The sequence below is a fragment of the Pyrobaculum sp. genome (assembly GCF_049971835.1).
GTDB lineage: Archaea > Thermoproteota > Thermoprotei > Thermoproteales > Thermoproteaceae > Pyrobaculum.
In genome coordinates, this window is record NZ_JBMFKV010000119.1 from 1 (window position 1) to 6,269 (window position 6,269).

Genomic DNA, 6,269 nt, shown 5'->3' on the forward strand with positions numbered 1-6,269 from the left:
GCCGACACAACCGGCTCGGCCACCTCCGCCACCCGCTCAATCACCCAGTCAATCACCGGCCTCCCCAGTACGGGAAACAGCGGCTTCGGCTTGGTGTAGCTCAGAGGCCTAAGCCTCGTGGCGAAGCCACCCGCCAAAATAATCCCACACTCAGCCACGTAAAAACAAAAACCATGTTATAAATACATGACAACAGACACGCCGCACAGCCGCCGGCAACCGCCAAGCACCAGAAGGCAGAAGCCCCCACAAGGGGGGGCGATATCAGCAACCCGCCGCGCGGCGCCGCCGGCAGATATAGGCGTAATCCACGCCGTGGGTTTACAGCTGTTTTACATATTCAAACGCCACCACCTCCGCCTCTCCTACGTCTACATCTCTCCTCTGGAGCACGTTGCCGCCCTCGCCCAGGATGAAAAAGGCCCGCCGGCTCCGGGGGGACGTGGCGTTGAGGTAGAACTTGGCAACCACGTACCGGTTCCCCCTCCTCACGAAGATCTCCAGTGGCATGAGCCCCAGCCGGCAGGTGCAGTTCATGGAGAGCTCCCCACCCCTCTGCAGTACCCTGGCGGTGGCCCAGGCCTTGCCCACCAGCTCCACGTCTGTGGGCACGGCGTTTATGTGGAGAAGCGACCCGGCCCTGGAGGCCCCCAGCGCCACGGTGGGGCTGGCGTTGGAGAGGAGGATCGGCTTATTCCACACCTGCTCCCAGGCGCCGAACTCCCGGGCCCTGACGCCCGCGACTGTGACCGCCTTCCTCGCCAGGGGCCTGAGGCCCTCTAGGTCAAGCACATATGCGGGCTTGGCGAGCGCCACCGCCTTCACGATGGAGGTGGAGAAGGAGGCCAGGGCCACGTGGCCCCCGAGGAAGTCGCGGCCGACGTCCGGAGCCGCCGAGTCGACGTCGACCCCCACGTACTCCTCCACCCTCCTGCCGCTCTCGACCTCTAAGTAGACGAGCCTCTTGCCCACGACCCCCAGCGCCAAGGTGCACGGCGTGTTGAAGCTAGCCACGGCCTCCTAGACTGGGGGTTATAAAACCGTATGTTACCCGTTGGGTACATAAGTCTCAGCGCGCGGAGTTGCGTGGACATCCGGGTAATTGCAAAGCTCGTCGCCTCGAGAATAGGCGAGGAGCCCACAGACCTAGACAAGGTGCTGGAGGGGCTTGGGATAGACATGCCGTGGATAGACAAGATCAAGCTAGTACGCAACATGGAGGGCGTGGAGGCAGTCTACCACGCCGTCTCCGGCAAAATCCTCGTGAGGAGGGTAAACGCGGCGAGGGCCTAGTTTATTAACTGGGGTTTTCCAACCGACGTGGACTACAGAGTTGTCTACGCCCCGTGGCGCTACAGATACATAAAAAACATCGGGAAGGAGGGGTGCTTCCTCTGCAGAGCGGCCGGCGAGCCCCACAGAGACGACGAAAACCTAGTCCCCCACAGAGGGAGGCACGTATTCGCCATACTCAACAAATACCCCTACACCTGGGGACACGTAATGATCGCCCCCTACAGACACATCTCCCAGTTTGAGGAGATGACCGCCGAAGAGTGGACCGAGATGGTGGCCCTCGCCGGGAGGCTCACGCAGGCCCTGGCCAGGATCGCCGGCGCCAGGGACTTCATAATTGGGATAAACGTGGGCCGCGCCGCCGGGGCGGGGCTGGAAAGCCACATACACCTCCACATAATCCCCAAAGACACTGACGTGCCCGCAACCGACGACCTGGACCTCGCTCTTATACAGCTAACCCGCGACCTGCGGAGGGCCCTATGATAAGGAGGATATGTCTAGACCACTTCAGAGGGGTGAAAAGGGGTTGCGTGGAGCTGGGGCGCCGCGCCCTCATCTACGGCCCCCCAAATTCGGGAAAGACCACGTACATAGAAGCCCTCGCCCTCCTCGTCCAGAGCCGGGGCGAGCAGTGGCTGGCGCTTGAGGGCCCCCTCCTAATTGTCCACGAGCCCGAGGATCTGCACCACGGGGGCGATCTCGACAAGCCCTTCGCCGTGGAGTTCACAGCGGAGGTGGAGGCCGGCGAGGTCAACTACGGCTACAGATACGCCACTGCGACGAACTACGTGGAGCAGTGGGTCGGGGCCGGGGGGAGGTTGCTGGCGAGAATGGCGAAGAGGGGGGAGCGCGGCGTCTTGACGCACCCCGTGGAGGCGGAGCTCTGCGCCGCGCCCTACGCGGTGATGAACGAAGACGTCCTCATAACCTGCGCCGCGGTGGAGAGCGAGGAGCTCAGAGCCGCCGAGAGAGCCCTCATGGAGCTGAGGATAGGACTGAAAGACAAGTTTTACTTCATCAGCGGGAGGAGGCTCGCCGCGTGGAAATACACCTACGAAACCCACGTAGACCTCATGCCGCAGACCAGCGTGGGGCCGGAGGGGCAGTTCACCCCCCACCACCTCTCCCGGGTCCTAACCCTCCCCTCCTACGAGCCGGTTAGAGAGGCCCTCTACGCCTACCTACCCGCCGCGGAGGTGGAGGACGTCCGCGTCGGCCTAGTGAAAAGCGGCAGAGTGGCGCTGTACGTGAAGAAGAGCGGGCTGTGGACCAACGCCTACAACGCCGGTAGCTACACCAAAGCCGTCCTCCCAGTCCTCCTCCAGATGCTCCTAGCCAACGAAGGCTCCGCGGTCTTCATAGACGACGCCGACCTAGCAGTCCCCAGCGACAAGGCCGAGGCGCTCCTGTCCACCCTGCTGGAGATCGCCGAGAGGAGGCGCCTCCAGCTCGTCGCCGCCGCCAGAGAGCCCGCCTTCGCCCGCGCCGCCGAGAAGCTCGGCATGGACATCGCCGCTCTGTGAAGCTGGTGCTAGACACCTCGGCCCTCATTTACATAGTAGAGCGCAGGGTAGACATAGGGGTCTTGTTAGAACACGAGATACACATCCCGACGGCTGTGGTGGAGGAGCTCCGCACCCTCTCCGCAAGGAGTAGAAAGGCGAGGGCCGCCGCGCAGTTGCTCCCCCTCCTAAAGCCGAGGATAGTGGAGAGGCGGGGCCCGGCCGACGTCGCCGTGGTGGAGCTGGCGAGGGAGATAGGCGCCGTCTTGGTGACGGGGGACTCCGCCCTGGCCGAGCGCGCCAGGCGCGAGGGGGTGCCCGTGGCCAAGTTCCACAAGGGGCAACTCGCCATATATTGAGAAGCCGCTTGCTGGGGCGGTGGGCGAAAGTATATAAATAACGGGATACTGCACAGCGTGCCGTTTAGATTAATCGAGGCGGAGGACTACGTGCGGATCCCCCCCACGGAGTTTGGAAAGCCGCTGGAGGACATCGCCCTACAGCAGTTGAAAAGCCGCTACGAAGGGAGGGTGTTGAGAGAGGTTGGGTACGTCGTAGCGGTGTTGAAGGCCGAGGTGGGGCGCGAGGGGAAGATAGTCTTCGGCGACGGCGGGACCTACCACAAGGCTGTCTTCACAATGCTGACGTATATGCCTCTCGACGGCGAGGTGGTGGAGGGCGTCGTGGAGAACGTCAGGGAGATGGGCATGCTAGTCAGGATCGGGCCAATCCTCGGCTTTATAAACAAGATACACGTCATGGACGAGCCCAACATATTCTTCGACGCAAGCACCAAGAGCTACATCGGCGAGAGGACAAAACGCAAGGTGTCGGCCGGCGACGTGGTGAGGGCCCGCATCACCGGCGTCAGCTTCACCACCCCCAGAGAGGGCACAGACCTCCTCCTCAGAGTAACCCTCACCATGAGGATGCCCGGCATGGGCAAGCTGGAGTGGCTAAGGGAGAAAAAGCCGGCGGCTAAGAAGACATGAGCGCCAAGAGGAAGACGCTAAGCGGCTACAAGGCGTGCAGGCGGTGCAAGCTAGTGGTGCCGGAGGACGCGAAGCAGTGCCCCAACTGCGGCTCCGAGGAGTTCGCCCCCAGGTGGCGCGGCATGATAGCAGTAATCGACCCCGCCAAGTCGTGCATCGCCAAGAGGCTCGGCATAGAAAAAAGCGGGATATACGCCCTGGAAATAGTAGAGGAGTAGACATACAGGTGACGTCCGCAGGAGCCGCAGAAACTCTTTTAATAACATTTACAACTCGACACATGGGCAGATGGGTTGTCACCCTCCTTCTACTACTCGTCTTTATAGCGTATGCCAAGCCCTTCCTCGGAGGGGAGGCGTATTACATGTGGGACGTGGGGAGGGCGGCTGAGGAGGGGTCTCTCCCCGTCTTCATAACGCCCGACCTCGCGGGGGTTAGACACGAGGTGTACCTCGGCGAGAAGCTGTGGGTCGTTGTCCAGATACGCAACGCATATTCGCCGTGTCCCCTCTCTATAGAGATTGTAGATGTCGATACCGGTGCCGCTGTGGCGTCGAGAAGCGCCACCCTCAACGTCTGCGGCGGGTCTATGCAGGGCGGTATGTACTACACGTTAGTCATCCCCGAGTTTGGCGTCACAGAGCCCGTGGTGGAGGGTAAGAAGTACAAAATCGTGGCGCGGGTCGGCAACGAGTGGGGGGCCACTACCTTCACAGAGAGACACGCCCCGCCCGCCAAGATATCCTCCATCACCGTTTTCGAAGGGGGGAGGGCCGCGACGCAGTTAAAACAAGGCCAGAAATACGAGGTGAGGGTCAAGGTTAAGAACAACGGTGAAATAGACTACACATACACAGCCGTCCTCTACCTAGACGGCGTCAAAGCCGCCGAGACCCGGGTGACGGCCCTGGCGAGGAGAGAGGGGGAGGCGGCCCTCAGATTCACCGCCAACGCCACGGGGCAGAAGCTCAACATAACCGTCGCGGTGTACGGCGTGATACTGCAAGACGCCCAGTCCCTCCTGGTAGACGTAATATACCCACAGCCCAAGTTCGTGGCAGAGTCGCCCCCGGAGATAATGGCGAGGGTTGGGGAAGCCGTGGAGGTTAAAGCCAGACTCAAGAACCTGGGCGACACATGCCGCGTCGCCGGCGTTACATACACCGCCTCCCCCCCGGCCGACGTCGACATAAGCACGACAGGAGGCACAGTGGCGCCCGGCGGCTACCTCGACCTAAGCCTAAAGATAGCCCCCAGAGAGGCCGGGGTTGGCCACCTCACCCTGTCGATAAACTGCGCACAGACCACAGCCAAGGTAGAGATCCCACTCCGCGTATACGCCAAGCTAACAGTAAAAGCCGCCGACAACCGAGGCGGGGCGCCGCCAGTCCGCATTACCATCAACGGGCGCGAAGTAAACGAGATCTCCCTACCCGGAGGCCAGGTGGAGGTGGAGGCGGAGAGGGAGAAGGTGCTGGGCAACCTCCGCTACGTCTTCGACAAGTGGAGCGACGGCTCGGCGGAGAACCCGCGGACGCTGATCCTGAGGACAAACACCGAGCTGGTTGCCCTCTACAAGGTGCAGTACTACGTCAAGGTGGACGCCCCAGGCGCGAGGGTAGAGGGCTGGTTCGATGCGGGGATCACGCTAAACCTCCCCATACAGCGGGAGATCGCCTCCGGCGACACGAGGAAGGTCTTCACAGGTTGGTCGGGCGCCGGTTGCCCCTCTGCAGGCGCCATCACTGTGATCGGGCCCGTGGACTGCGTTGCCCAATATAGAGAAGAGTATAGAGTCGTTGTGGAAGATCCCCAGGGACGCTTCGGCGGCACCTTCTGGACCCCCATGGGAGCCACTTTCACAAGCGACATACCACTGACCTACGAAGCTACGCCAGACACGAGACTTAAGCTAGCTGACGTTGAGGGATGCAGGTGGAGCAGGCGGGGCACATCCGCCGTAATCGAGGTCAGCGGGCCAGCGAGATGTATAATTAAGTGGACAAAAGAATTCAAGATCACTATAAACGACGGCCTAGGCATATATAGAGACATATCTCTGTGGGTAGGCGAGGGCAAGGTTTTAGCGCTTGGGAGCGGCGACGTCTTCTCCGTGGGGAACGACAGCGTGGCCCTACCTGCTACACAGACACGAGACTCCGTGAGGTACGTCCTGGCTGGGTGGCAGTGCGGAGGCGAGCAACTCCCCACGACAGCTCAGATAACCATCAAGTCGGCCCTCCAGTGCACAGCCCAGTGGGTAAAGGAATACCCAGTCACCACGGCGGTGTATCTAGACGGGAGAGAAGTCGCCAGAAGCTCCACCACGTGGCTGAGAGAAGGCCAGTTGATAGAAAAAGACAGCACAAGGGAAGCCCCTCCCCCCGGCCCCCTCGCCATAGTTGAGTTTGACAAATGGGAAGTCAACGGAAAGGAAATCAAAAACAAAACATTAAAAATGTGGGTAGACGCCCCG

General features: G+C 61.2%; 8 protein-coding genes and 1 pseudogene. 7 read left to right on the forward strand and 2 right to left on the reverse strand.

The genetic code is table 11. From position 1 onward, the window contains the following. A partial coding sequence (locus ACP5J3_RS09945) for a sugar phosphate nucleotidyltransferase (protein ID WP_428495557.1) occupies window positions 1-158 on the reverse strand: 158 nt, incomplete at its 3' end. A gap of 163 nt (window positions 159-321) precedes the next feature. Then, a complete protein-coding gene (locus ACP5J3_RS09950; protein ID WP_428495550.1) occupies window positions 322-1,014 on the reverse strand; it encodes a hypothetical protein in 693 nt (230 codons plus the stop codon). Window positions 1,015-1,086: 72 nt separating this feature from the next. On the opposite strand from ACP5J3_RS09950, the gene ACP5J3_RS09955 reads away from it, so the two are divergent. The 7 genes and pseudogenes from ACP5J3_RS09955 to ACP5J3_RS09985 all read left to right on the forward strand — a co-directional run. Further along, window positions 1,087-1,293 (forward strand): hypothetical protein, encoded by a 207-nt coding sequence (locus tag ACP5J3_RS09955; RefSeq protein WP_428495551.1) that lies wholly within the window; start codon window positions 1,087-1,089, stop codon window positions 1,291-1,293. 27 nt (window positions 1,294-1,320) lie between these two features. Beyond that, window positions 1,321-1,782: an HIT domain-containing protein gene (locus ACP5J3_RS09960; RefSeq protein WP_428495552.1), complete on the forward strand. Its 462-nt coding sequence runs from the start codon at window positions 1,321-1,323 to the stop codon at window positions 1,780-1,782. Next, entirely contained in the window at window positions 1,779-2,822 is a 1,044-nt protein-coding gene (locus ACP5J3_RS09965; protein ID WP_428495553.1) for an ATP-binding protein, read from the forward strand. The genes ACP5J3_RS09960 and ACP5J3_RS09965 overlap by 4 nt, the downstream gene beginning before the upstream one ends. Beyond that, the gene (locus ACP5J3_RS09970; protein ID WP_428495554.1) at window positions 2,819-3,160 is read left to right on the forward strand and encodes a PIN domain-containing protein; all 342 of its coding nucleotides are present in this window, start codon (window positions 2,819-2,821) and stop codon (window positions 3,158-3,160) included. The genes ACP5J3_RS09965 and ACP5J3_RS09970 overlap by 4 nt, the downstream gene beginning before the upstream one ends. A 57-nt stretch (window positions 3,161-3,217) precedes the next feature. Beyond that, on the forward strand, window positions 3,218-3,793 hold the full coding sequence (locus tag ACP5J3_RS09975) for a DNA-directed RNA polymerase (protein WP_428495555.1): 576 nt from the start codon (window positions 3,218-3,220) through the stop codon (window positions 3,791-3,793). Next, on the forward strand, window positions 3,790-4,011 hold the full coding sequence (gene spt4 / locus ACP5J3_RS09980; protein WP_428495556.1) for a transcription elongation factor subunit Spt4: 222 nt from the start codon (window positions 3,790-3,792) through the stop codon (window positions 4,009-4,011). Before ACP5J3_RS09975 ends, spt4 begins: the two co-directional genes overlap by 4 nt. A gap of 62 nt (window positions 4,012-4,073) precedes the next feature. After that, window positions 4,074-6,269, forward strand: a pseudogene (locus tag ACP5J3_RS09985) (hypothetical protein); the annotation flags it as partial.